General features: G+C 55.8%; 1 rRNA gene. It reads left to right on the plus strand.

The features are described 5' to 3' along the window. Positions 1-1,399, plus strand: a 23S ribosomal RNA gene (locus IE091_RS18310); the annotation flags it as partial. Positions 1,400-1,440 lie beyond the last annotated feature (41 nt).

Consider the following 1,440-nt stretch of genomic DNA (forward strand, 5'->3'; position numbering starts at 1 on the left):
CAAGGCCGAGACACGAAACGAAGACACTACGGTGTCGAAGTCATTGATGCCACGCTTCCAGGAAAAGCCTCTAAGCTTCAGATCATGTGCGACCGTACCCCAAACCGACACAGGTGGTCAGGGTGAGAATCCCAAGGCGCTTGAGAGAACTCGGGTGAAGGAACTAGGCAAAATGGTGCCGTAACTTCGGGAGAAGGCACGCCGGCGTAGGGTGACGAGACTTGCTCTCCAAGCCCGAACCGGTCGAAGATACCAGGTGGCTGCAACTGTTTAGTAAAAACACAGCACTCTGCCAACTCGCAAGAGGACGTATAGGGTGTGACGCCTGCCCGGTGCCGGAAGGTTAAGTGATGGTGTTAGGATTCGTCCGAAGCTCTTGATCGAAGCCCCGGTAAACGGCGGCCGTAACTATAACGGTCCTAAGGTAGCGAAATTCCTTGTCGGGTAAGTTCCGACCTGCACGAATGGCGTAATGATGGCCACGCTGTCTCCACCCGAGACTCAGTGAAATTGAAATCGCCGTGAAGATGCGGTGTACCCGCGGCTAGACGGAAAGACCCCGTGAACCTTTACTATAGCTTCACACTGGACGCTGATGTTGCCTGTGTAGGATAGCTGGGAGGCTTTGAACCTCGGACGCCAGTTCGAGGGGAGCCAACCTTGAAATACCAGCCTGGCATCATTGGCGTTCTCACTCAGGTCCGTGATCCGGATCGAGGACAGTGTGTGGTGGGTAGTTTGACTGGGGCGGTCTCCTCCCAAAGCGTAACGGAGGAGCACGAAGGTACCCTCAGCACGGTCGGACATCGTGCAATGAGTGCAAGAGCATAAGGGTGCTTGACTGCGAGACAGACACGTCGAGCAGGTGCGAAAGCAGGTTCTAGTGATCCGGTGGTTCTGTATGGAAGGGCCATCGCTCAACGGATAAAAGGTACTCCGGGGATAACAGGCTGATACCGCCCAAGAGTTCACATCGACGGCGGTGTTTGGCACCTCGATGTCGGCTCATCACATCCTGGGGCTGAAGTCGGTCCCAAGGGTATGGCTGTTCGCCATTTAAAGTGGTACGCGAGCTGGGTTTAGAACGTCGTGAGACAGTTCGGTCCCTATCTGCCGTGGGCGTTGGATGTTTGAGAAGAGCTGCTCCTAGTACGAGAGGACCGGAGTGGACGACCCTCTGGTGTTCCGGTTGTCACGCCAGTGGCATTGCCGGGTAGCTATGGTCGGACGGGATAACCGCTGAAAGCATCTAAGCGGGAAGCCCCCTTCAAGATGAGACATCCCTGAGGCCTAGAGCCTCCTGAAGGGCCCAGCGAGACCAGCTGGTTGATAGGCACGGTGTGGAAGCGCTGCAAGGCGTTGAGCTAACGTGTACTAATGGCCCGTGAGGCTTGACCCTATAACACCCAAGGGGTCTGGTCGTGATGATAACGAAGAGTG

The organism is Vreelandella hamiltonii, from assembly GCF_014651775.1.
GTDB lineage: Bacteria > Pseudomonadota > Gammaproteobacteria > Pseudomonadales > Halomonadaceae > Vreelandella > Vreelandella hamiltonii.